The organism is Accumulibacter sp. (assembly GCF_031732815.1).
In the GTDB taxonomy this organism is placed as follows: Bacteria; Pseudomonadota; Gammaproteobacteria; order Burkholderiales; family Rhodocyclaceae; genus Accumulibacter.
Window position 1 is genome coordinate 40,775 of sequence record NZ_JAVMKF010000316.1, and the last position, 21,422, is coordinate 62,196.

22 protein-coding genes and 1 pseudogene are annotated in these 21,422 nt (G+C 62.9%); 15 read left to right on the plus strand and 8 right to left on the minus strand.

Going from position 1 to position 21,422, the window contains the following annotated elements; translation table 11 throughout:
* Nucleotides 1-76: 76 nt before the first annotated feature.
* Genes RKP46_RS19270 through RKP46_RS19280 form a run of 3 tightly spaced genes read right to left on the minus strand, consistent with a single transcriptional unit; the run spans nt 77 to nt 3,120 of the window.
* Nucleotides 77-637, minus strand: a complete 561-nt coding sequence (locus RKP46_RS19270) for a hypothetical protein (protein ID WP_311108121.1) — start codon at nt 635-637, stop codon at nt 77-79.
* Nucleotides 638-695: 58 nt separating this feature from the next.
* Nucleotides 696-1,115 carry a ProQ/FinO family protein gene (locus tag RKP46_RS19275; RefSeq protein ID WP_311108122.1) on the minus strand — a complete coding sequence of 140 codons (420 nt, stop codon included), beginning with the start codon at nt 1,113-1,115 and terminating at the stop codon, nt 696-698.
* Nucleotides 1,116-1,134: 19 nt separating this feature from the next.
* Nucleotides 1,135-3,120, minus strand: a complete 1,986-nt coding sequence (locus RKP46_RS19280) for an SDR family oxidoreductase (protein ID WP_311108123.1) — start codon at nt 3,118-3,120, stop codon at nt 1,135-1,137.
* A gap of 177 nt (nt 3,121-3,297) precedes the next feature.
* Between RKP46_RS19280 and RKP46_RS19285 the strand changes: the two genes are divergently transcribed.
* The 4 genes from RKP46_RS19285 to RKP46_RS19300 all read left to right on the plus strand — a co-directional run bounded on the left by RKP46_RS19285 (nt 3,298) and on the right by RKP46_RS19300 (nt 6,881).
* The gene (locus RKP46_RS19285) at nt 3,298-3,873 is read left to right on the plus strand and encodes a phasin family protein (RefSeq protein WP_311108124.1); all 576 of its coding nucleotides are present in this window, start codon (nt 3,298-3,300) and stop codon (nt 3,871-3,873) included.
* Nucleotides 3,874-4,092: 219 nt separating this feature from the next.
* Entirely contained in the window at nt 4,093-5,313 is a 1,221-nt protein-coding gene (locus tag RKP46_RS19290; protein WP_311108125.1) for a patatin-like phospholipase family protein, read from the plus strand.
* A gap of 108 nt (nt 5,314-5,421) precedes the next feature.
* Nucleotides 5,422-6,069, plus strand: coding sequence for a TetR/AcrR family transcriptional regulator (locus RKP46_RS19295; RefSeq protein ID WP_311108126.1), 648 nt, complete (start codon nt 5,422-5,424; stop codon nt 6,067-6,069).
* Between the two features lie 38 nt (nt 6,070-6,107).
* A complete protein-coding gene (locus RKP46_RS19300; RefSeq protein WP_311108127.1) occupies nt 6,108-6,881 on the plus strand; it encodes a hypothetical protein in 774 nt (257 codons plus the stop codon).
* On the opposite strand, the gene RKP46_RS19305 is transcribed toward RKP46_RS19300, so the two are convergent.
* Genes RKP46_RS19305 through RKP46_RS19315 form a run of 3 tightly spaced genes read right to left on the minus strand, consistent with a single transcriptional unit; the run spans nt 6,882 to nt 9,292 of the window.
* Nucleotides 6,882-7,169 carry a polyhydroxyalkanoic acid system family protein gene (locus RKP46_RS19305; RefSeq protein WP_311108128.1) on the minus strand — a complete coding sequence of 96 codons (288 nt, stop codon included), beginning with the start codon at nt 7,167-7,169 and terminating at the stop codon, nt 6,882-6,884.
* A gap of 18 nt (nt 7,170-7,187) precedes the next feature.
* Nucleotides 7,188-8,054 carry a ribosome small subunit-dependent GTPase A gene (rsgA, locus tag RKP46_RS19310; RefSeq protein WP_311108129.1) on the minus strand — a complete coding sequence of 289 codons (867 nt, stop codon included), beginning with the start codon at nt 8,052-8,054 and terminating at the stop codon, nt 7,188-7,190.
* Complete coding sequence (locus RKP46_RS19315; protein ID WP_311108130.1) at nt 8,051-9,292, minus strand: M48 family metallopeptidase; 1,242 nt, start codon at nt 9,290-9,292, stop codon at nt 8,051-8,053. Before RKP46_RS19315 ends, rsgA begins: the two co-directional genes overlap by 4 nt.
* A 46-nt stretch (nt 9,293-9,338) precedes the next feature.
* On the opposite strand from RKP46_RS19315, the gene orn reads away from it, so the two are divergent.
* From orn to RKP46_RS19330, 3 genes are all read left to right on the plus strand, one after another.
* Nucleotides 9,339-9,884, plus strand: coding sequence for an oligoribonuclease (gene orn / locus RKP46_RS19320; RefSeq protein ID WP_311108131.1), 546 nt, complete (start codon nt 9,339-9,341; stop codon nt 9,882-9,884).
* A gap of 212 nt (nt 9,885-10,096) precedes the next feature.
* Nucleotides 10,097-11,521, plus strand: a complete 1,425-nt coding sequence (locus RKP46_RS19325; RefSeq protein ID WP_311108132.1) for a circularly permuted type 2 ATP-grasp protein — start codon at nt 10,097-10,099, stop codon at nt 11,519-11,521.
* Complete coding sequence (locus RKP46_RS19330; RefSeq protein ID WP_311108133.1) at nt 11,514-12,449, plus strand: alpha-E domain-containing protein; 936 nt, start codon at nt 11,514-11,516, stop codon at nt 12,447-12,449. Before RKP46_RS19325 ends, RKP46_RS19330 begins: the two co-directional genes overlap by 8 nt.
* A gap of 51 nt (nt 12,450-12,500) precedes the next feature.
* Here RKP46_RS19330 and RKP46_RS19335 read toward each other — a convergent pair whose 3' ends face one another.
* Nucleotides 12,501-13,406, minus strand: a complete 906-nt coding sequence (locus tag RKP46_RS19335; protein WP_311108144.1) for a Tim44-like domain-containing protein — start codon at nt 13,404-13,406, stop codon at nt 12,501-12,503.
* A 169-nt stretch (nt 13,407-13,575) separates the two neighbouring features.
* Complete coding sequence (nhaR, locus tag RKP46_RS19340) at nt 13,576-14,583, minus strand: transcriptional activator NhaR (RefSeq protein WP_311108134.1); 1,008 nt, start codon at nt 14,581-14,583, stop codon at nt 13,576-13,578.
* A 128-nt stretch (nt 14,584-14,711) separates the two neighbouring features.
* On the opposite strand from nhaR, the gene RKP46_RS19345 reads away from it, so the two are divergent.
* The 8 genes and pseudogenes from RKP46_RS19345 to RKP46_RS19380 form a co-directional block, all read left to right on the plus strand.
* The gene (locus tag RKP46_RS19345; protein ID WP_311108135.1) at nt 14,712-15,056 is read left to right on the plus strand and encodes an HPF/RaiA family ribosome-associated protein; all 345 of its coding nucleotides are present in this window, start codon (nt 14,712-14,714) and stop codon (nt 15,054-15,056) included.
* A gap of 57 nt (nt 15,057-15,113) precedes the next feature.
* Nucleotides 15,114-15,992, plus strand: coding sequence for a protease HtpX (gene htpX / locus RKP46_RS19350; RefSeq protein WP_311108136.1), 879 nt, complete (start codon nt 15,114-15,116; stop codon nt 15,990-15,992).
* Between the two features lie 165 nt (nt 15,993-16,157).
* Nucleotides 16,158-17,234 (plus strand): GTP 3',8-cyclase MoaA, encoded by a 1,077-nt coding sequence (gene moaA / locus RKP46_RS19355; RefSeq protein WP_311108137.1) that lies wholly within the window; start codon nt 16,158-16,160, stop codon nt 17,232-17,234.
* A 343-nt stretch (nt 17,235-17,577) separates the two neighbouring features.
* Nucleotides 17,578-18,123 carry a cytochrome b gene (locus RKP46_RS19360; RefSeq protein ID WP_311108138.1) on the plus strand — a complete coding sequence of 182 codons (546 nt, stop codon included), beginning with the start codon at nt 17,578-17,580 and terminating at the stop codon, nt 18,121-18,123.
* A gap of 21 nt (nt 18,124-18,144) precedes the next feature.
* Nucleotides 18,145-18,720: a YceI family protein gene (locus tag RKP46_RS19365; RefSeq protein ID WP_311108139.1), complete on the plus strand. Its 576-nt coding sequence runs from the start codon at nt 18,145-18,147 to the stop codon at nt 18,718-18,720.
* A gap of 22 nt (nt 18,721-18,742) precedes the next feature.
* Complete coding sequence (locus RKP46_RS19370) at nt 18,743-19,312, plus strand: YceI family protein (protein WP_311108140.1); 570 nt, start codon at nt 18,743-18,745, stop codon at nt 19,310-19,312.
* A gap of 87 nt (nt 19,313-19,399) precedes the next feature.
* Complete coding sequence (locus RKP46_RS19375) at nt 19,400-20,422, plus strand: tRNA-dihydrouridine synthase family protein (RefSeq protein ID WP_311108141.1); 1,023 nt, start codon at nt 19,400-19,402, stop codon at nt 20,420-20,422.
* A 243-nt stretch (nt 20,423-20,665) separates the two neighbouring features.
* Nucleotides 20,666-21,422 (plus strand): annotated as a pseudogene (locus RKP46_RS19380) (aconitate hydratase B); the annotation flags it as partial.

Sequence of the window (21,422 nt, forward strand, 5' to 3'; positions counted from 1 at the left end):
CGGGACAGCCGACGCTCGGCCCACCTGCGGGTGTGCGGCGAGCACCAGCCGGAAGGCGAGGGCATCACTGGCCGGCTCAGGCGAAGCCGGGCAACCAGCCGCTGTCTGGCGCGTTGTTGAGGGGCTCGAGCATGCCCTGGAAGAGCGCTTCGATCACCGGCGGCTCGTGCCAGCGTTCGTTCATGAAGGTCAGGCCAACTTCTTCGACCAGCGCACCGCTCCAATAGTGGCGGGCGACTTCGTCGAGCATCGCAAGATTGAGGCTATGCGGCAGGCGCAGGTAATCAAGCCAGCTTGAATCGTGAAATGAACACCTGTACGTCCCTTTGCTGCGCGCGCACACGAGCAGCTTGCCGAAGACGCGCGCCGGATGCTTGCGGCGAAAGGTTTCGGCGTCGACGCGCGTGGCAAAGAGCAGCAGGGCATGCAGGCGACTGGGAAAGTGCTGATATTGGCGCTGCCGGAAGTACTCCAGATGGTACTCGGCAAAGTAGTTCTGCACCGTGGTGAACTGATCCTCCGGCAAGGACTTGCTGAAAGGATTGCCGAGCAGGATGTCCCAGCCCGGCAGTTCGTCGTCGGCGTCGAGCCAGGCATAGAGCTCGATCGGTGCGCTGTCTCGCAAGAGGTGCTTCATGCGGCGTATCCATTCGATCAATCAGGCGCGAGCCGCGCCGCCCGCGCTGCACCATTGCCTATTTGAGGCGACCGAACTTCTCAACCAGACGGCCAAGCTTTTCCGCATGTTGCCGCGCCAGCGCGTCTGCTTCGCGCTGCGCCCGGCGCTGTGCCGCCTGCCTTTCCAACCTCTCCTTGACCAGTCCGCCAGCGTAGACGCGTTGTTCAGGCGTCACCTCGCCGGCCGGATTGCCTTCCAGATCGAGCCGAACTTGCGCCTTCTCCAGCGCTTTCAGATAGCGCAGCGAGTGGGTGTGGATGCCGAGCGCGATGCGCAAGTGCTTGCGGTCCACGTCGGGAAGGCGCGCCAACAGTTGTTTGTCTATCCCTATGGCCAGCGGACGACAGTCACGCATGACCGGGAATTTGTCCTGCAAGTCCTGCAAGAGCTGGCGCGCGTTGGCGCTGTGGGGACTGCCAGAGTTCGGGGTAGTCATCGCTCGTCGTGCCGCCGGGTCAGAAATGAATCCCGCGCATGATCTGCGAAAAAGCGATCTGGTCGGCGGTCTGCTGTTTCGCTTCGGCGCTGGCGTGCGACGCGGCGCTCGAATCGGGGAACATGCGGAAACTGGTGTTCATCACGATCTGGGCGACTTTCGGCGTCAGCGAGTGAAGCAGCGCACCGAAAATCCCGAGGCGGGTGGCGATTCGTACCGGCTTGTGAATGATCGCCTCGACGACCATTTCCGCGGCATCGTCCGGGCTGAGCGTTGGCACCTGGTCGTAAAGCTTGGTCGGCGCGATCATCGGCGTCTTGACCAGCGGCATGTTGATCGTGGTGAATTCGATTCCACGATCGGCAAATTCCGAAGCCGCGCAACGCGCCCACGCGTCCATCGCGGCCTTTGATGCCACGTAAGCCGAGAAACGCGGTGCGTTGGTCAGCACGCCGATCGACGAGATGTTGATCACGTGGCCCTTGCGTTTGGCGATCATGCCGGGCAGAAAGCCCATCGTGAGCCGCAAGGCACCGAAGTAGTTGACCTCCATCGTTCGCTCGAAATCGTGAAAGCGGTCGAACGAGCTTTCGATTCCGCGGCGAATCGAGCGCCCCGCGTTGTTGACCAGAATGTCGACGCCCCCGTAAAGGCGGCTGATTTCCTCGACGAAGGCGGCGCACTGTTCGGGGTTCGCGACGTCGACCGCGTAGGTGATCAGCTTCAGGCCGGCAGCCTCGAACTCGCGCCGGGTTTCTTCCAGCGCCTGCGCATCGCGCGCAATGGTCACCGCGATGGCTCCCGCTTCGGCCATCTTGCGAACGGTGGCCTTGCCAATGCCGGAAGATCCGCCGGTGACGAGGACAAGCTTGCCCTCGATCTGGCCGCGCAGCGTCCGGTCGATAAAGAGGTCCGGGTCGAGGTGGCGTTCCCAATAATCCCATAGCCGCCAGGCATAGGTGTCGAGCGGCGGCACGGCAATGCCGCTGCCGCGCAGCGCGCGTTGCGTTTCGCGGCAGTCGAAACGCGTCGGGTAGTTGATGAATTCGAGAATGTCATCGGGCAGGCCGAGGTCCTTCATCACCGCACTGCGGATTCGTCGCACCGGAGTCAGGGCAAACATCGCCTTGCGCACCGAACGCGGGATGAAGCCGAGCAATGCAGCATTGACCCGCATGGCCATCTCCGGCGCGTGCGCGGCACGCGCGAAGGTGTTGAGCAGATCGCCAACGCGCATCGGCGTTGGATCGGTCAGATGGAAACAATGACCGTCCTCACCGTCCAGGTGAGCAATATGATCCATTGCCGCGACGACGAAATCCACCGGCACGACGTTGATGCGGCCGCCCTCGATGCCGATGGTCGGCATCCACGCCGGAAACAGCTTGCGCATCTTCTGGATGAGCTTGAAGAAGTAGTACGGCCCATCGACCTTGTCCATTTCACCGGTACGTGAATCGCCGACGACGATTGCCGGGCGGAAGACGCGCCATGGCAGCGAACACTCCTTGCGAACGATCGCCTCCGAATCGTGCTTGGTACGGAAGTAGGGGTTATCGAGGTTTTCAGCTTCCTCGAACATGTCCTCGCGGAAGAGTCCTTCGAAGAGTCCGGCGGCAGCGATCGAACTGACCAGATGAAAATGCCGGCTGCCAATCGCTTCCGCCAGACGTACCGTGTTGCGCGTACCCTCGACGTTGGCTTGCTGCTGATCGGTGGCGCTCGCTTTCAGATCGTAGATCGCGGCCAGGTGAAAGAAGTGGTCGATGCGGCCGCTCAATCGGCTCAGGTCAGCCTCCGAAACGCCAAGCTGCGCCTGCGTCAGGTCGCCGACGATCGGGATGACGCGCGCTTCGCTCGTCTGCCAGTAAGCGTACAACTCGGCCAGCCGCGGCAGCTCGATGGCGCGTGTCAGGAAGTACACGGTGGCCTCCGGGCGCGCCAGGAGTTTGGCAACCAGGCGTTTGCCAATGAAACCGGTGGCGCCGGTTATGAAGTAATTCATACGGGTCTCCCTGCATACATGGTCGTCGTGCGAAGCCTGCCGTGACTGGACGCACACGCTCGGCGGGCAACTTCGCTGGTCTTTAGTGTGCGTCCTCTAGATATTGTCACTAGACTAGCTCCTGAGGGCAAGCAAAAAACTTGTTGACCTTTCGATAACGACGTTAAGGAGATGATGATGGGTAAGAAATTGCGTGATCTGGCGGGTGGCCTGGGGGAAAATCAACTGGCTTTGACGGTCAAGGAATCGGCGCAGCAGATTTGGCTGGCGGGCCTCGGTGCCTTTGCCAAAGCACAGGAAGAGGGCGGCAAGGTGTTCGACGCGCTGGTCAAGGAAGGCGAGAGCATCCAGGCCAGGACGCGCAAGATGACCGACGAGAAGGTGGCTCAGGTCGCCGGCAAGGCGGCGGGGACGTGGGATCGGCTCGAGCAGGTCTTCGAGGACAGGGTCGCGCGCGCGCTCGGCAGCCTGGGCGTGCCGACCAAGCAGGATATCGACAAGCTGTCGAAACGCGTCGTCGAGTTGAGTGCCGCCGTGCAGGCGCTGACCGAAGGCAAGCCGGCGGCCAGGGCGCCAGCGCGCAGCGCAGCCAAACCGGCCGCCAAGGAAGCTGCCGAGGCGGTCGCGGTAGCCAGTCCGCCGGTGGTGGCGAAACCCGCTGCAGCAAAACCAAGGGCGGCCGCCGCCAAACCGGTTCCGCCGGTGACGCCGGCTGACGTGCTGAACACGATTCCGCAAAAGGCTGGCGAGTAGGCAGTGCTGCGTCGGCGGGCTTTGGTGCGCCGCTTGTGCTGGCGCTTGCTGCCTGCCGATGATGATCAGTCTTCCGGAGGTGTGACGGCCGTCGCTGCCGCCGCGCTCCCGGGGGGCTGCGGCAAGTCGTCTGCCTGGCAGCAGGCACGCGGGAAATCGCCTGCAGCCGTCGTTTCGCGCGGCGCTCGCGCAGTCTTCCCGGATTGAGAGGCTTAGGCTATGGCTACGACAACGAGTCGTTCGACGATCGGACTGGCACTGGCCGGTGGCGGTCCGGTAGGCGGCATCTACGAGGTGGGGGCAATGGCGGCGCTGGCCGAAGCGCTCGACGGGCTCGACTTCAACGAGTTCGACATCTATGTCGGTGTCAGTTCGGGAGCCTTCATCGCAGCCGCGGTGGCCAATCGGCTTGCTCCTGGCAGCTTGGCGCGTATGCTGGTGGAAGACGATACGGAGGAGGTCTTCGACCCCGAGATGCTGCTCAGACCGGCATTGGGCGAGTATTTCCGGCGCGCGCTGTCGGTTCCAGTCCTGTTCTGGACGGCGCTTCGCCAGTACCTGTCGGATCCGTGGCACTTGCGCCTGATCGAGGCTTTCCAGGGCTTGAGCCACGCGATTCCGACCGGCGTCTTCAACAACGCAGGGATCGATCAGCTGCTCCGGCGACTCTTCTCCAGTGGCGGACGGAGCAATGACTTTCGCCAACTCGACCACCGGCTGTTCATTGTTGCCACCGACCTCGACACGGGCGAATCGATTCCTTTTGGTGCTCCGGGCTACGACGACATTCCGATTTCGGTTGCCGTGCAGGCCAGTGCGGCATTGCCTGGGCTTTTCCCGCCGGTCTTGATTGGTGAGCGCTATTTCGTCGACGGCGCGCTGATCAAGACGCTGCATGCCTCGGTCGCCTTGCAGGAAGGCGCCGATCTTGTCCTGTGCATCAACCCGCTGGTGCCTTTCGACTCGCGCCTGGCAGCCCGCCGCACGCCGCCGCAGGGCAACCTGGCACTGGCCCCCGACCATCTGGTCGAGGGTGGACTGCCAGTCGTTCTGGCGCAGACCTTTCGTGCCATCATTCATTCGCGCATGCGTACCGGCATGGAGCGCTATCGGCTGGAGTTCAAGGGCAAGGATGTCGTCCTCTTCGAACCAACCCGCGACGACGTCGACATGTTCTTCACCAACGTGTTCAGCTATCGCGGCCGCCGCCGTCTGTGCGAACACGCGTATCAGCGCACGCGCAGCGAGTTGTACCGGCGGCGGCACGAACTGCGCCCGATCCTCGAGCGCCACGGCATCGGCCTCAATCTCGGCGTGCTCAAGGACCACAGTCGTTCTCTGCTCTCGCACAAGCGGCGGCCCGACCTGGCGACGAGTGCGGCGGCGCTGGAATCGTCGCTGCATGATCTCGAGATCTGGTTGCAGGCACGCCAGCGCTGACCCGCAACGCTGATCCGCAGTGCCCGGAAAGCCGGGGTTCCCTGCGCTCGCTGCGAATGCTATGCTGACCGTTCGTCAAACATCGAAGCAGGGCAGGGCGGGCGGCGAATGGAAAGAAAACCCAAGCGACGAACGCGCGAGCGCATCATTGAAACGAGCCTGCGCCTGTTCAACGAGTTCGGAGAGCCGAACGTCACGACGACGGTGATCGCCGATGAAATGAACATCAGCCCGGGTAATCTGTACTATCACTTCCATAACAAGGACGAAATCATCGAGGCGATCTTCTCGGTCTTCGAGCGCCAGATCGAGGAAACGCTCGCCGCACCGACGCGGCGTTTGGCCAACGTCGAGGACATCTGGCTTTTCCTGCATCTGCTTTTTGAGGAAATCTGGGCTTATCGCTTTTTCTACCGCGATCTGAACGACTTGCTGACGCGCAACCGTTTGCTCGAAATCCATTTCTGTCGAATTCTGGCGCACAAGGTGCGCACCGCGCAGACACTGTGTGATGGTCTGGTGTCGAGCGGAGCGATGCGCGCGACCGCGCCGGAGCGGCGTGCGTTGGCAACCAACGTGGCGGTGCTGGCGACTTACTGGCTGTCGTTCGAGTATGCGCGTGACCCGCGCGGCAAGGCCGAGACCGACCGCCTCGGGCGCGGCGTCTATCAGGTGATGGCGATGCTTTCGCCTTTTCTCATCGGCGACGCGAAAGGGCTGTTCGACAGGCTGGCGCGCGAGTACGTGGCGCCGTAGCGAGCCCGAATACATCTCACCACTCTGGAGGAAGAACAATGGCGTGGACAAAATTTCCCTATACCGAAGCGCAGTATCGCTATGCCGGATCGGCCCTCGCCGATCACTGGCAACGCCTGCACCGGGGCGATTGCGAGCCATTTCCCGACGATCCGGCAGTGCAGGAGGCGTGGCGCAGCTATCACGCGGGCGACTTCGGGCAGGCCGTCGAGAGCGGCGTCGCGTGTGGTCTGGCCGGCTATAACGCGGCGAACAAGGCGGCGGCCATCTATGCCAACTATCTGGAGACCGACGATCGGCGCAAGTGCGACCTCTTGCTCGAGGTCGCCAAGCGCTGCGAAGAACTCCAGTCGAGGACTCCGGCCGATGCCAATGGCTGGTATCTGCACGCTTACGCGCTCGGTCGATACAGCCAGAGCATTTCGGTGGCCAAGGCATTGGCCCAGGGGCTGGGCGGCAAGATCAAGCACAGCCTGACGCGTGCGATCGAGTTGCAGCCGCGCCACGCCGATGCGCATATCGCCCTCGGTGCCTACCATGCCGAGGTGATCGACAAGGTGGGGGCGCTGGTCGGTGGCATGACCTATGGGGCGAAGAAAAGCACTGGCCACGAACTGCTCGAGAAGGCGCTGCAACTCAATCCGGACTCGGCGATCGGCCGGATCGAGTTCGCCAACGCCTTGGTCATGATGTACGGCAAGGCGAAGATGAAGGAGGCCGAACGGCTCTATCAGGAGGCGGCGGCGTGTCGGCCGATGGACGCCATGGAGCGACTCGACGTTGAGGCGGCGAAAGCGGAAATTGCCGACTGATCAGCCGCTACCGGTCGGGAAGTTCTCGTCGAAAAAGCGGTGAATTTCGCGCTCGATCGTTGACTTGAGCGCCGAGAGCAGGAAGCCGAGCCGAATATCGAGCGCAACCTCGCGACTGTCGAGCGTCAGTTGGCCGCTCAGGCCAGTTCGCTTGAAGTGCAGGACATCGCCGTGCCAGGCGTAGTTCAGCGCGAACTCCTCTTTCAGTTCGGCCGCCATGTGCTCGGCGGCAGCGCGTGCCTCGGCATGGGTCTTGCCATGCGGGCGGCGGATGATGATGTCGCTCATGTCGCGGGTCCTTCGCAGTTACGCCAGCTCTGCGCAGAGTGAACGAAAAGCCGCGTAGCGGCGCGGGCTTATCTTGCCCGCCCGCAGCGCAGCGAGAACGCGGCAGTCGGGTTCGCGCTCGTGCAGGCAATCGCGGAATCGGCACTGACCGAGCAGCGGGCGCAACTCGCGGAAAGCTTCGGCGATGCACGCCAGCGAAAGATGCCGCAGGCCGAAGGCCATCAGGCCGGGCGAGTCGATCAATGCCGCATTCTCACCGAAATGGTACAGACTGGCGTGCGTGGTCGTGTGCCGGCCTGCCTTGAGCGCCTGCGAAACGGGGCGAATCGTCGCCTGCGCCTGAGGAATCAGCGCGTTCGTCAGGGTTGACTTGCCCATCCCGGATTGCCCGATGAGCAGGCTGGTATGCCTGGCCAGGCAGGGCACGATGCTCGTCGCGTCGATACGTGCGGCCAGTTCAAGCACGCGATAGCCGAGTTCGCGATACGGCGCAAGCATCGCCCTGGCCTCAGCCAGTCGCTCAAGCAGGTCACACTTGTTGAGCACGATGAGAACCTCGATTCCCTGGCTTTCGGCAGCGACGATGCAGCGGGTGACCAGTTCATCGGAAAACGACGGCTCGGTCGCGACGACGATGACGATTTGCGTCACGTTTGCCGCGATCAGTTTCTGCTTCCAGCGGTCCGAACGATAGAGCAGCGTCTGTCGGGGCGTGAGCGCGCCAATCACGCCTTGTCCAGGGCTGACTTGCTCGACGACGACCCGGTCGCCACACACGACTTCGCTCTTCTTGCCCCGGGGCAGGCAGACGAGCGTGGTACCGTCAGCAAGTTCGACCCTGTACTGGCGTCCATGCGCTGCGACGACAAGGCCGGCGAGTTTCAAAGGCTCTCCTGCAGGCGTGCGATGCGCAAACCGGCCGGCGGGTGAGAATCGTAGAACAGCGAGTGCAAGGGATCGGGAGTAAGCGTCGCCGCGTTGTCCTCGTACAGCTTGACCAGCGCACTGATCAGTTCGCTTGCCGAAACCTGCTCGGCCGCATAGCGATCCGCCGCGAATTCGTCGCGCCGCGCCGCCAGGCTGAACAATGGCGTGAGCATGAAGGTGAACACTGGGCAGACGAGAAGGAAAAGCTGCAGGCCAATCGCCGTGTTCATCGTGGTGACGCCGAGACCGAGGTAGAACCAACGCTCGTCGATCAGTTGGCCAAGCAGGGCGAGCAAAGCGAGTGCGCCGGCGAAATGGAGCACGACCCGTTTGAGGACATGGCGATGCTTGAAATGGCCCAGCTCGTGCGCCAGCACCGCTTCGACCTCGGTCGGCTGCAGACGATTAAGCAGGGTGTCGAAGAAGACGATGCGCTTGTTCCGCCCGTAGCCGGTAAAGTAGGCATTGCCGTGGCTCGAGCGCCGCGATCCGTCCATGACAAAGAGACCCGAACTGGCAAAACCGCTGCGCGCCAGCAAGGCCTCGACGCGCTGGCGCAGCGAATCGTCGTCGAGTGGAGTGAACTTGTTGAACAGCGGGGCAATCCAGCTCGGGTAGACGAAAACGACGAGCAGATTGAAGGTGCACCAGAAGAGCCAGACCGACCACCACCAGTTGGCGCCCATCGCCTCCATCAACCAGAGGACAATCCCGAGTACCGGCACGCCGATAAGCACGGCGAGCAGCGCGGCTTTTGCCTGGTCGGCGAAGAAGAGCCGCACGCTCATCCGGTTGAAGCCGAAGCGCTCTTCGATCACGAACTGACGATACAGCGCCAGCGGCAGATCGAGTAGCGCGCCCAGCGCAAGCACGCTGAAAATCAGCGCCACGCCGTAGGCTATTCCAGGCAGCTCCGCCAACCATAGTTCGTGCAATCGCTGCAGTCCGCCGCCAAGCGTCAAGGCGAGCAGGAACGCCAGATCGAGCGCCAGGCTGACGCGGCCGAGCGAGGTCCGCGCCAATGTGTAGTCAGCCGCCTTCTGGTGCGCGGCAAGCTCGATCCGCGCGCTGAAGTCGGCGGGGACCTGCGCCCGGTGCGCGGCGACGTGCGCCATCTGCCGGCGGGCCAGCCACAGGCGTGTGCTGGCGGTGAGCAGGCAGGCAGCCAGAAAGACGAAAGAAAACGCGTTGGGCATGGGGCTGTGACAGAATGGCGGCTTTGTACGGGTTCAGGCGGATTATATGACACAGGCTGCGACTTCCCTCGTCTGGCTGGACATGGAGATGACCGGTCTCGATCCGGAGCGCGAGCGCATCATCGAACTGGCGATCGTGGTGACCGACACAAGCCTGACGACGATCAGCGAGTCGCCGGTCTGGGTGGTGCATCAGGATAATGCCTGCCTGGAAGCGATGGACGAGTGGAATCGCACAACGCATACCCGTTCGGGCCTGATCGACCGCGTCCGCGCGTCGCTACTCGACGAAGCCAGCGTCGAAGCGGCAGCGCTTGCCTTCGTCCAGGCACATGTTCCGCCATCGACCAGTCCGCTGTGCGGCAACTCGATCGGCCAGGATCGGCGCTTCCTCTACAAATACATGCCGCGCCTGGAAGCGTGGTTTCACTACCGCAACCTTGATGTCAGCACGCTGAAGGAGTTGTGTCGGCGCTGGCGGCCCGATCTGGCCCAAGGCTTGATCAAGCGTGGGGAACATACCGCGCTGGCCGACATTCGCGAGTCGATTGCCGAACTGAAGTATTACCGCAAGCATTTTCTGCGCGTCTGACGCGCCACGCCGATTGCGGTCACCGTAGCGCAGCACCACAGGCTGCCTGCGGCAAACTCGCCGGGCACCAGCGCAGTGCATCGCGGGTCTCCATGCACCAACAGCCGGCGCGCGGATTCCCGCCGGTCGCCGGGTTCCTGCTCGCCAACGTCGCCTAGCGCCTGGCATACGATTTGCTTTTCATCCCGGAACAGGTGCTGAAGGCGAATGCGATGACAGCGAACTTCTACAATGAGATGGTAGACGACGAGGGCAAGCTCAGAGCGCACTATCGCGCGTTTGCCGACTGGCTGGCGAGCACGCCGGCCGAACGGCTGGCGCGCAAGCGGGCTGAGGCGGACACCGCCTTTCACCGGGTCGGGATTACTTTTGCCGTCTATGGCGAGGAGGCCGGAACCGAGCGACTGATTCCTTTCGACATCATTCCGCGCATCATTCCAGCCGGCGAGTGGCAAGCCTTGCAGGCCGGACTCTGGCAGCGGGTCACGGCGCTGAATGCTTTCCTGAACGACATCTATCACGCGCAGGAAATTCTCCGTGCCGGCTTGATTCCACCCGAACAGGTGCTGCGCAACCCGCAGTTCCGGCCCGAGATGATCGGTGTGGACGTAGCCAGCGGGATCTACGCGCACGTTGCCGGCGTCGATATCGTGCGCGCCGGGGCCGGCGAGTCGTACGTGCTGGAAGACAACCTGCGCGTTCCGTCGGGCGTGTCCTACATGATCGAGGACCGCAAGATGATGATGCGGCTTTTCCCCGAGCTCTTTTCGCGCCACAAGATCGCGCCCGTCCAGCACTACCCCGACATGCTCCTGGAGAACCTGCGGACGGTTGCCCCGCAGGGGGTAAGCGACCCGACGGTCGTTCTGCTGACGCCCGGTGCGTACAACAGCGCGTACTTTGAACATACCTTTCTGGCCCAACAGATGGGCGTCGAACTGGTCGAAGGGCGCGATCTTTTCGTGCGTGACGACACCGTCTACATGCGCACGACACAAGGCCCACAGCGCGTAGACGTGATTTATCGGCGGCTCGACGACGATTTTCTTGATCCGCTGGCGTTCAAGAAGGACTCGATGCTGGGCGTTCCCGGTCTGCTCTCGGCCTACCGGGCCGGTAACGTCACACTGGCTAATGCGATCGGGACTGGCGTTGCCGATGACAAGTCGATCTATCCGTATGTTCCGGAGATGATTCGCTTCTATCTCGGCGAAACGGCGCTGCTGAACAACGTGCCGACGTGGATTCTGCGCCGCCCTGAGGACCTCGCCTATGTCCTGGCGCATTTGCCGGAACTGGTCGTCAAGGAGGTGCACGGCGCCGGCGGCTACGGCATGCTCGTCGGGCCCGCGGCAAGCAAGTCCGAGATCGAGAACTTCCGCGCCCGCATACTTGCCGCACCCGACAAGTACATCGCGCAGCCAACGCTCGCCTTGTCGAACTGCCCGACCTTCGTCGACACTGGTATCGCACCGCGCCACGTGGACCTGCGGCCGTTCGTCCTTTCCGGCAAGGGCATCGGCACGGTGCCCGGCGGCTTGACGCGGGTCGCCTTGCGCGCCGGATCGCTGGTCGTCAATTCATCGCAGGGTGGCGGGACGAAAGACACCTGGGTACTGGAGAGCGAAAATGCTTAGTCGTACTGCCGATCACCTCTATTGGCTGGCCCGCTACACCGAGCGGGCGGAAAATCTTGCTCGCCTGCTCGATGTCTCCTACCAGATGTCGCTGCTGCCGCAGTCGGTTGCCTCACAGAACGAGAACTGGCGCGCCATCCTGGCGTTGAACAGCCTGGAAGACGCTTTTGCCCAGGTGTACGCCGAGGTCAACGTCGAGAATGTCCTCCACTTCATGGTTTCCGATCCGGCCAACCCGTCCTCTATCCACAGTTGCCTGCGCGCGGCGCGCGAAAACGCGCACGCCGTGCGCGGTACGCTGACCGCCGAGATGTGGGAAAGCGTCAACGCAACCTGGCTCGAATTGCGCCAGCAGCACTTCGACCAGATTCTCGCGCGCGGCATCAGCGAGTTCTTCGACTGGGTCAAGTTGCGTTCGGCGCTCATCCGCGGCGTGACCTTCGGCACGATGCTCAGGGACGACGCCTTGCATTTCATTCGCCTTGGCGGACTCCTGGAGCGCGGCGACAACACGGCGCGCATCCTCGACATGCAGTACCACGTCCTGCACCAGAACGGCGATGAAGCGGCGACCGACTTCTACCGCTGGAGTGCGCTGCTGCGTTCGGTGTCGGCTTTTCAGGTCTATCGCAAGGTGTATAGCGAGGCGATCACGCCGGCACGCGTCGCCGAACTTCTGATCCTGCGCATGGACATGCCGCGCTCGCTGCACGCGTGTGCCGACGGAATCGTGCGGATGCTGCAGTTGATTGCCAACCGCGTTTCGGCGGAAACCGAGCGGCAGGCAGGCGTGCTCCATGCTCGCCTGCACTTTGCCCGCATTGATGACGTGCTGGCCGGCGGCCTGCACGCCTACCTGGCCGACTTCATGGACAGAATATATCATCTGGGCGACGGCATCAGCCGCGATTTTCTAGTCGCTGCCTGAGCCGTCGCCCGATGCTTGCATCGTACGCCGTCGCCGGCGCTTGCAACGCGCCTACTGCATTTGCTGAATACCGGCCAGCACCCAGCCCGTACGGCCATCGCGCGGTTTGACCATGTGCCAGACCTCATCCACCCGCTCGGCCGCCGCATCCTTTTCTTCGCGGATCAAGCCGGTAAAGCGTACGCTGACGATGTAACGGCTGCTCTCTTCGGTCACGTCGAGCACCTGCGCGTCGATCTCGAGCACATCGGTTTCCTGCTTGGCGTTACCGCGTTCGCTGATACTCATCTTGATCTCGGCAAACATTTCGGGCGTCGTGAACTCCCGGATGTCGTCAAGGTTGCCGGCATCGTTGGCCGCTTGCAGGCGGATGAAATTGACCTTGGCGTTGCGCACGAATCCCGCTTCGTCAAAGTCAGCCGGAATATGCCCGGTCGGGTGGCTGTCGTCGGCAAGGGGTTGCGCAGCGCCGGAAGAGAGCATTGCCGGCTCGCTGGAGCGGTGCTCCGGGTACGCCGCAGGTCCGCCTGCCGCTGCGTACTGAAGACCGCCGCCAGCCGCTGCCTGCGATGCCGCCCTGCGCCGCATGATGAACGCGACCAGGGCAAGGCCCGCCATGACCAGCAGGCCGATCATCAGCATCGAGGCGAGTTCTTCACCGAAGCCAAAATGAGCGGCGAGCGCGGCCAATCCAAGGCCCGCTGCCAAGCCGGCCAGCGGTCCCATCCACGATCGTTTCGGCTGTGCCGGCGCTGCCGCCCCAGCCATCGGCGGCCGCGCGCCAGTCGTTGCTGCAGCAGAGGAGGGTGCCGACGACGGCGAGCGGTCGGCACTGACTGACTCACGCTGCATACCGGAGGACTTGCCGCCTCCGAAGCGCTTTGCCGCATCAGCGTCGCCGGCCACCACCGCCAAGCCGAGCGCTAGAACGGCTGCCAGCATCGTAAAGAATTTCATGGTTATCTCCTGTAAGGGGTTCAGGGGTGCAACGCGAGCTAGGATAAAGAGCGCTCTGTCGAACGAAAAGCAGAATAATTTGTAATGATACTTCGAAATTTTCGTAGTATCGAAGGTTCCGCGGCGGCCTCTCGCGGTCCACCCTTGCGGTGTGGGCACACTCGTCCCCTCATGATTCTGCGCCGTCGTCTGGGGAAATCGATCGCAGCGAACGAACGACGGCCTCGTCGGGCGGCGCAAGCCCAGCCTCGGATGCCGTTCGCCGGCCGCGTCTGCTGCTGCCGATGGTCGATGCGCGCGCCTGTTCGATGATTGCCACGGTTGCCGGGTGAGTCGATCGGCGCTCGGTGGTGATCGCATAAACCTGTTCGCTGATCGAATCGATGCGGCCGACGGCGCGGACGCGATACTGTTCGGCCAGATGCCGGGCGATCGCAGTCGGTGCGACGAACAGACCCGCACCGCCCTGGGCGAAAGCCTTGAGCAGGGCGCTGTCGTCAAACTCACCGACGATCCGCGGATGCAGACGCTGACTGACAAACCATTCCTCGAGGCGTGTGCGGATCGCCACATCGTCGCCCGGAAGAAGAAAGGGCGCAGCTTGCAGCAGGGCAGGGAAGTCGCCAGAGAGCTTGGCGAGCAGCGTATCGGCACCGAAGACGGTGAGTTCGCTTTCCGTCAACAGGTGGCTGAATCCGCGCACGTTGAGGTTGGCCGGCATCGGCTGGTCGGCGATCACGATATCCAGCCGATGTACGGCGAGTTCGCCGAGCAGCGGCGTCAATCGTCCTTCGCGGCAAATCAGGCGTACCGCTTCAGGCAGACTCAAGACCGGTTCGATCAGACGATGAGCGACCATCTTCGCCACTGAATCGGCGATTCCGACGGCAAACGGCAGGCTTCGCCGGGTCGTCTGGTCGCGTGCGATATCGAGCAACTCGTCGCCGAGAGCGAAGATCTCGTCGGCATAACTGAGAATCCGCCGCCCGGCATCGGTGACTTCCAACCCGCGGCCAACACGATGGAACAGTTCCACACCCAGCGTCTGCTCGAGCTCGCGCAACTGGCCGCTGATCGCCTGTGGCGTCAGGTGCAGTTGCTTGCAGGCGCGCGCGATGGTTCCCGATTTGGCGACCATCCAGAAATAGCGCAGATGCTTGTAGTTCAGCGTGGGCATGCACGCTTACCTCGGAAAAATGGAACCATCAGTTCAGTATATTCGATTTGTCGGATGCTTTTGCATCGCCTAGACTAGCGCCGTTTCGCCTCGTTTCTCCGCTCCAATCTCTTCCGAGGAGTCCTTCCATGCAGATCGTCATTCAGGCCAGAGGTATCGATCTTACCGCCGACTTGCGCGAACACGTCGACCGCCGTCTGCGCTTCGCATTCGATTGGGCAAGTTACGCCATTGCCAACGTCAGCGTCGTCCTTTCCGACATCAACGGGCCGCGCGGAGGCAACGACAAGCGATGCCGGATTCGCGTCATCGGCAACGAAACTTTCGACCTGGTGGTTGAAGATACGCAGGCCGACCTCCATGTTGCGGTAGACCGCGCCGCCGATCGTGCCGGACGGACCTTGGCGCGCCGGCTGGCGCGCCAGCGGCAATACCGGCACGACAGCGGCGCCTTGGCCAGCCTTTCTCGCTGAGCACGCTTGGCCGGCGGCCAGGCATCAGCGATCAGGCATCTTTTCTGGAGGCAAACGATGAAACGCGTTTTTCTGCTCATCGCCACAAACCTGGCGATCATGCTCGTGCTCGGTATCGTTAGCACGCTTACCGGTGCGCACCGGTTCTTTTCGGGAACAGGTCTGGATTTGGGCAAGCTGCTGTTCTTTGCCCTGATCATGGGCTTTGGCGGTTCGTTCATTTCGCTCTGGATGTCGAAGACCATCGCCAAATGGAGTACCGGCGCTCAGGTCATCGAGTCGCCGGCCAACTCGACCGAATTCTGGCTGGTCGATACGGTTCGCCGCTTCTCGGAAAAGGCAGGCTTGCCGATGCCGGAGGTCGCCATCTACGAGGGCGAGCCGAATGCCTTTGCCACCGGCGCCACTCGCAACAGCTCGATGGTTGCCGTATCCACCGGACTGTTGCAGAGCATGACGCGCTCGGAGGCAGAAGCCGTCATCGCGCACGAGGTGGCGCATATCGCGAATGGCGACATGGTGACGCTGACCTTGATTCAGGGCGTCGTCAACACCTTCGTCATCTTCCTGGCGCGCGTCGTCGGCTGGTTCGTCGATTCCGCCATGCGCCGTGGCAGCGACGAGTCGGCCGGCCCGGGAATCGGCTACACGATCACGGTCGTCATCTGCGATATCGTCTTCGGTATCCTGGCCAGCATTATCGTGATGTACTTCTCCCGGGTGCGTGAATTCCGTGCCGACGCAGGTGCCGCCCAGTTGCTTGGGACGCCACAGCCGATGGTCGCTGCCCTGCAGAGACTGGGCGGTATCGAAGCCGGAGCCTTGCCGCAGAATGTCGCGACGGCGGGGATCGCTGGGCGCGCCGGGTGGATGGCGCTGTTCTCGAGCCACCCGCCGATCGAGGAGCGTATCGCCGCGCTGCAAAACGCGCGCTGACACAGCGCTCGTCGTAGACGCCGCCGGAACCGATGGGCCTTCGGTTCCGGCGTTCCATCTGGCAGGCAGCCGACGCTTCGGCGAAGCTTGAAGTCGGCTATAATCGATGGCCACACCCCCGCTCCGTCAAGGTTCACCGCTTGCGCTTGCCAGAGACCGTTGCCGATGCCAAACGACGCGCCCGGTGCGCATCACTCGCCTGATTCGCCTTCCGGCTCAGCGCTGCCGACGAGCGGTGCGGCGCGGCCGGCAGATGCCGTGCTGATCGACAAGTACGGGCGGCAGGTGACCTACCTGCGCTTGTCGATCACCGATCGCTGCGACTTTCGCTGCCGCTACTGCATGGCGGAGGAAATGGAGTTTCTGCCGCGCGCGCAGGTCCTGACGCTGGAAGAGTGCTTGCGCCTGGCAAGCGCCTTTGTCGAGCTTGGAGTCAGCAAGCTGCGGATCACCGGTGGCGAGCCGCTCGTCCGAAGAAACGCCATCTGGCTGCTTGAACGCCTGACGCATCTGCCTGGCCTGCGCGAACTGGTCATGACAACGAACGGTTCGCAGCTTGCACGCTTTGCTCCGGCACTGCGGGCAGCCGGCGTCAGGCGGATCAACATCAGTCTGGATACGCTGCGCGCCGAGCGATTTCGGCGAATCACCCGGGTCGGCGATCTGTCGCGCGTTCTGGCAGGCATCGCAGCCGCGCGTACGGCCGGTTTCGAACGGCTGAAAATCAACACGGTGCTGCTGCGCGGCGTGAATGACGACGAGATCTGCGACCTTGTTCGCTTTGCCATTGCCCAGGAAGTCGATATCGCTTTCATCGAGCAGATGCCCTTCGGCGAGCTTGGTCAGTCGCGTCGGGCGAGCTTTCTCAGCAGCGACGAAGCACTTGCCTTGCTGCGGGCGGATTTCGTTCTCGTCCCGTCGGCGGAATCGACCGGCGGCCCGGCACGTTACTGGCGAATCCCCGGGCAGGCGACACGCGTCGGTTTCATCGCGCCGCACAGCCACAACTTCTGCGCCGCGTGCAACCGCGTCCGGGTGAGTGCGCGCGGCGAACTGTTTCCCTGCCTGGGAAGTAATGACGCTGTGCACCTGCTGCCCCTGCTACGTGCTCACCCGGCGGACGACGCGCCAGTGCGCGCGGCGATTGCACAAGGCATGGGCTTCAAGCCGAAAGGACACGAGTTCGGCCACCGCCTGGATGCTCCGCACCTGGTCCGTTTCATGTCGATGACTGGCGGTTGAGCCTTGGTCGAGCTGCCGGTCGTGGCGTGCCCGAGTGGCCGGCAGGCTGCTCAAACCTCGATGAGTCGCAGCATTGACCTTGCCGGGAGTGCACACGGCGCTGCTGACACGATCCTGGTCGGATCTCCGCAGTGTCTGGTGTCCGCTCAGCGCGCCAATCAGCCGGTCGGCCCGGTGCGCCTGACGGCGGCATGTGCGCACGATGCGATGTCAGCGGGTGGCACGAGTCGGGCGGGCAGCGCCAGGTGGCCGGGGCGGGCGGCGAACCCGGCTGCCATTCCGGCGGTAAGCCTGCCGCCCGGTCTTCCGCCATTGGCGGGTCACGCCTGAGGCTGCTGAAGCCATGCGTCATGCAGGCTATACGCGTACGGCGATTGCCCTGCATTGGCTGATGGTCGTCGTTCTGGTCGGGCTCTTCTGTCTCGGCATCTACATGCACGAGCTGCCGCTATCGCCACAGAAGCTGAGGCTCTACACCTGGCACAAGTGGGCCGGCGTCAGCGCCTTTCTTCTCGTGCTCGCTCGTCTCGCCTGGCTGATCGCCCATCGACCGCCAGCCTGGCCGGGCGACATGCCGCACTGGCAGGAAGCGCTTGCGCGAGCACTGCATCTCCTGCTCTATCTCCTGATGATCGCCATCCCGCTCTCCGGCTGGCTGATGAGTTCCGCCAAGGGCTTTCAGACGATCTACTTCGGCATCCTGCCGCTGCCCGACGTGGTGCACAAGAACAGGGAACTCGGAGAGCTGTTGCAGACCCTGCACTCTACGCTGAATCTCTGCCTCGCGGCGCTGGTCGTCGTGCACGTTGCGGCCGTCCTCAAGCACCAACTGCTTGACCGCGACCAGGTGTTTCGGCGTATGCTCCCGTCTCGCGCTGGCAAGCGTTGACGCCTCACGTGGAGCCTGCCCATGCCTGCATGCTTTCGCCTCTTTCCTGTCCTCCTTGCCGCTTTTGGCAGCAGTGCGCTGTTTGCCGCCGAATTCAACCAGGTGCTCGTCGACAAGAGTTCGCTCAGCTTCGTATCCCGACAGATGGGTGTTCCGGTCGAAGGCAGATTCAGGACGTTCTCCGCTGCCCTGAGTTTCGATCCGGCGCGGCCGGCCGCTGCGCAGGCGCGCCTCACGCTTGATCTGGCCAGCGTCGACGCGGGATCGCGCGAGGCTGACGACGAGCTCATCGGCAAGGCGTGGTTCAACGTCAAGGCGTTTCCCACCGCGAGCTTCGTTTCTTCGGCGATTCGCCCACTCGCTGGGGAGCGCTTCGAACTGATCGGAAAACTGACCATCAAGGGTAGAACGCAAGAGCTGAGCGCGCCTTTCACCTTTCGCCAGGAGCGCGGCCATGGCATCTTCGAGGGCACTTTTCCGCTGCGGCGTCTGGATTTCCTGATCGGCGAGGGCGCCTGGTCTGAGGTCAGTGTCGTTGCCAATGAAGTCCAGATCAAGTTCCGTTTCGTCGCTGCGCCGGCAGCGTCGAGCAAGTAACCAGACCCGAGAAAGATCGCCCATGAGAAACTCGCTCTTGCTTGTTCCCCTTGCTCTGCTCTCCACCGGTCGGGTGCTGGCTGCGCCCGAGACGTACGCGGTGGAACCGAGCCATACATATCCCCGGTTTGAATACAGTCATTTCGGCTTGTCGACCCAGATCCATCGCTTCAACAAGACAACCGGGATCATCATGCTCGACCGTGCAGCGAGGACCGGCGCGGTGGACATCAGTATCGACGCCCGCTCGATCGATTCAGGCTATGCGGTGTTCAACGAGCACCTGCAGGGAGAGGAGTTCTTCGATACCGCACGCTATCCAACGATCACCTACAAGTCGACTGCGGTCAGGTTTGAAGGCGATAAGCCGGCTGTCGTCGAAGGGCTGCTGACGATCAAGGGAATTACCAAAGCGGTTTCCTTGACCGTGACCTCGTTTCATGCGATGCCGCATCCGATTCTGAAGAAAGACGCCATCGGCGCCAACGCCGTGGCCCGCATCAAACGTTCCGACTTCAAGGCAAGCAAGCTGACACCGCACGTCAGCGATGAAATCAACCTTTCCATTGCCGTCGAAGCGATCAAACTGTAGGGCGCACATAACACAGGATCCGTCGGTGTTCTGCGCGACGACGGACAGCAAGCGACGCCCGCTGGGCAGCGCGATTACGGGTGAGAAATGGAGCGACGGCTGCTGCTTGCACCAATGGAAGGTCTGGTCGACGACGTGCTACGCGATGTGCTGACGCGCGCCGCCAGATACGATCTCGCGGTGACCGAATTTGTCCGGGTTTCCGGCAGCTTGCTGCCGCTGCGTGCCTTTCTCCGCAGTTGCCCGGAACTCGCGCGCGCCAGCCGGACGCGATGCGGCACGCCGGTCGCCGTGCAACTGCTCGGTAGCGACGAACACTGCCTGGCTGAAAACGCGGCGCAACTCGTTGCGCTGCAGCCGGCCGGAATCGATCTCAACTTCGGCTGTCCGGCACCCCGAGTCAATCGCCACGGCGGCGGCGCCATGCTCCTCGCCAACCCGGAACGGCTTTGGCACATCGCAGCGGCTGTCCGCCGCGTCGTGCCGGAGAGCATTCCCTTGACCGCAAAAATGCGGCTCGGCATCAAGGATACCGCGTTGACCCTGGATTGTGCCCGGGCACTTGCAGCCGGTGGCGTCGTGTCGCTGGTCGTGCACGCGCGCACCCGGCTTGAAGGCTATCGACCGCCCGCGCACTGGGAGTGGATTGCGCGCATCGCCGATGTCGTTCAAATCCCCGTCGTCGCCAACGGCGAAGTATGGAGCGTAGAGGATTACACCCGCTGCCGTTCGCTGAGCGGTGTCCCCGACGTAATGCTTGGACGTGGCGCCGTGGCCGACCCGTTTCTCGCCGAGCGCCTCCGTGCGCTGGCCAGCGCCAGCGATTCGCTGCACGAAGCAGGTGCGCATCGGGTGGTCGACAGGGCGGCCGACCGGGCAGCGGACTGGCCCCGCCTGCAGCTGCTCCTCGCCCTCTACTGGCGGCAGACGCTCGGCAAGGTATCGCCGGCGCGCGCGCCTGGTCGGCTGAAACTCTGGCTGCGCGCCTTGCAGCGCAATTTCCCGGCGGCTGGCGAACTGTTTCTCGCCCTCCGCAGCCTGCCACGGGTTCAGCAGGTGAGCCAGGTTCTGGTCGAGCACGGGATTCACGCTGAGCACGAGCCTGGCTGAGGCCTGTGCAAGTCGGCGTCTAACGCCGGAAGCGATTCCCGCACCGTGGTCGAGGTCGGCGCGGACCTGTTGCCAAGTGTATCCAACAGAACGGAATTTTCTAGTCGTTCATGTTGTCTTATAGAACACATAAGACATCTGTCTGCTGGTCGACAGTCGCTGCGGGCTACGGCTGTCAGCCGGGTGTTGCAGTACAATTGACGTGTTTTCCCCGCCTTACCACCTTTTAGAAAGGACGTCGCCGTGCTCGAATCCTATCGTGCCCATGTTGCCGAGCGTGCTGCGCTTGGCATCCCGCCTTTGCCGCTGACCGCCAGGCAGACCGAGGAGCTTGTCGGACTGTTGAAAAGCCCGCCGCTGGGTGAAGAGAAGAATCTGGTTGATCTCATCACCTATCGGGTTCCGGCAGGCGTTGACGACGCGGCCAAGGTCAAGGCGGAGTTCCTGGCGCGCGTCGCCAAGGGAGACGAGACGTGCGCGCTGATCTCGCAGGCGAAAGCGACCGAACTGCTCGGCACGATGCTCGGCGGCTATAACGTCAAACCCTTGATCGATCTGCTGGTCGGCGCGAACGGCGCGATCGCAGCCGAAGGACTGAAGAAGACGCTGCTCGTCTTTGACTACTTTCACGATGTCAAGGAGCTCGCCGACCAGGGGAACGACAACGCCAAGGCAGTCCTGCAGAGCTGGGCTGACGGCGAGTGGTTCACCTCGCGCCCGGAGGTTCCGGCGAAACAGAAGCTGACCGTCTTCAAGGTGACCGGTGAAACGAACACCGACGACCTGTCGCCAGCCCCCGATGCCTGGTCGCGGCCGGACATCCCACTGCACGCGCTGGCCATGCTGAAGAACCCGAGGCCGGGAATCGAGGCCGACAAGCCGGGCGAGCGCGGCCCGATCATGCAACTCGAAGCGCTTGGCAAGAAGGGCAACCTGATTGCCTATGTCGGCGACGTCGTCGGAACCGGTTCGTCGCGCAAGTCGGCCACCAATTCCGTGC

Coding starts and splice junctions, on each gene's coding strand:
- RKP46_RS19270 (WP_311108121.1), bottom strand. CDS start 637: ATGAAGCACCTCTTGCGAGACAGCGCACCGATCGAGCTCTATGCCTGG.
- RKP46_RS19285 (WP_311108124.1), top strand. CDS start 3,298: ATGGGTAAGAAATTGCGTGATCTGGCGGGTGGCCTGGGGGAAAATCAA.
- nhaR (WP_311108134.1), bottom strand. CDS start 14,583: ATGCCCACGCTGAACTACAAGCATCTGCGCTATTTCTGGATGGTCGCC.
- RKP46_RS19365 (WP_311108139.1), top strand. CDS start 18,145: ATGCCTGCATGCTTTCGCCTCTTTCCTGTCCTCCTTGCCGCTTTTGGC.
- RKP46_RS19330 (WP_311108133.1), top strand. CDS start 11,514: ATGCTTAGTCGTACTGCCGATCACCTCTATTGGCTGGCCCGCTACACC.
- RKP46_RS19360 (WP_311108138.1), top strand. CDS start 17,578: ATGCGTCATGCAGGCTATACGCGTACGGCGATTGCCCTGCATTGGCTG.
- RKP46_RS19305 (WP_311108128.1), bottom strand. CDS start 7,169: ATGAGCGACATCATCATCCGCCGCCCGCATGGCAAGACCCATGCCGAG.
- orn (WP_311108131.1), top strand. CDS start 9,339: ATGACACAGGCTGCGACTTCCCTCGTCTGGCTGGACATGGAGATGACC.
- moaA (WP_311108137.1), top strand. CDS start 16,158: ATGCCAAACGACGCGCCCGGTGCGCATCACTCGCCTGATTCGCCTTCC.
- RKP46_RS19300 (WP_311108127.1), top strand. CDS start 6,108: ATGGCGTGGACAAAATTTCCCTATACCGAAGCGCAGTATCGCTATGCC.
- RKP46_RS19375 (WP_311108141.1), top strand. CDS start 19,400: ATGGAGCGACGGCTGCTGCTTGCACCAATGGAAGGTCTGGTCGACGAC.
- RKP46_RS19290 (WP_311108125.1), top strand. CDS start 4,093: ATGGCTACGACAACGAGTCGTTCGACGATCGGACTGGCACTGGCCGGT.
- htpX (WP_311108136.1), top strand. CDS start 15,114: ATGAAACGCGTTTTTCTGCTCATCGCCACAAACCTGGCGATCATGCTC.
- RKP46_RS19295 (WP_311108126.1), top strand. CDS start 5,422: ATGGAAAGAAAACCCAAGCGACGAACGCGCGAGCGCATCATTGAAACG.
- RKP46_RS19275 (WP_311108122.1), bottom strand. CDS start 1,115: ATGACTACCCCGAACTCTGGCAGTCCCCACAGCGCCAACGCGCGCCAG.
- RKP46_RS19280 (WP_311108123.1), bottom strand. CDS start 3,120: ATGAATTACTTCATAACCGGCGCCACCGGTTTCATTGGCAAACGCCTG.
- RKP46_RS19345 (WP_311108135.1), top strand. CDS start 14,712: ATGCAGATCGTCATTCAGGCCAGAGGTATCGATCTTACCGCCGACTTG.
- RKP46_RS19325 (WP_311108132.1), top strand. CDS start 10,097: ATGACAGCGAACTTCTACAATGAGATGGTAGACGACGAGGGCAAGCTC.
- RKP46_RS19335 (WP_311108144.1), bottom strand. CDS start 13,406: ATGAAATTCTTTACGATGCTGGCAGCCGTTCTAGCGCTCGGCTTGGCG.
- RKP46_RS19370 (WP_311108140.1), top strand. CDS start 18,743: ATGAGAAACTCGCTCTTGCTTGTTCCCCTTGCTCTGCTCTCCACCGGT.
- RKP46_RS19315 (WP_311108130.1), bottom strand. CDS start 9,292: ATGCCCAACGCGTTTTCTTTCGTCTTTCTGGCTGCCTGCCTGCTCACC.